We start from the raw sequence: 658 nt of genomic DNA, 5'->3' as shown, positions 1-658 counted from the left end.
AGGAACGGGACAAGCCTTTCCTCCTGCAGACCGCCGCCTTTTACAGTCCGGCCTCCGGCGGTGCATCGGAAGCGGACATCAAGGTTGCATGGTGGGACCAGGTGGTTGGGGTTGCCACCGCCGCTGAATTCCGTATGGCAGGGGCTGTGGTGTGGGACGAACGGACCAGTACCAGGGACACCGGCGTGGCCAGCATCGACTGGCTGCTCACCGGGAATCCGGCCATTGCCCATGCGGCCTTGGGCAGGCTGGAGTCGTCCGCCATCGTCACTGGGCCGGTGACGGAAGTCAGCGCAGGCAGCGGTTACGTCCGTGCCAACACCGTTACCGGAGCTGCCGCGTGGACAGTAGGGATGGGGCTTCTCTTCCTCCTTGTTGCCCTGTGGCAGATTCCCCGCAGGATCGATGCCGCAACAGACTGGGGGTACACGGACCCGTCGAGCAGGGATTCACGCGTGGATGTGCTGCGCGGCCTGGCCATTGTGTTTGTTGTGGTCAACCACTTGGGTATGACCTCCCTGTTCCAACTGCTCACGCAGGAAGCGGTGGGCTTTGTTTCGGGTGCCGAGCTTTTCGTTCTGTTCTCCGGACTGGTGGTCGGTATGGTGTACGGACCCAGGGCCAAGGATGACTTCGGAACGGTGGTCGACCTTACCTC

At 62.6% G+C, this 658-nt stretch carries 1 protein-coding gene; it reads left to right on the top strand.

Annotation, left to right across the window (positions count from 1 at the left end; genetic code table 11):
* Positions 1-658: OpgC domain-containing protein (gene opgC / locus AC5RWX_RS34040; protein WP_494100539.1), on the top strand; the 658-nt coding region annotated here is incomplete at both ends.

The sequence above is a fragment of the Arthrobacter sp. SPT-J7 genome, assembly GCF_059089965.1.
This window is presented reverse-complemented; position numbering and strand designations above follow the sequence as displayed.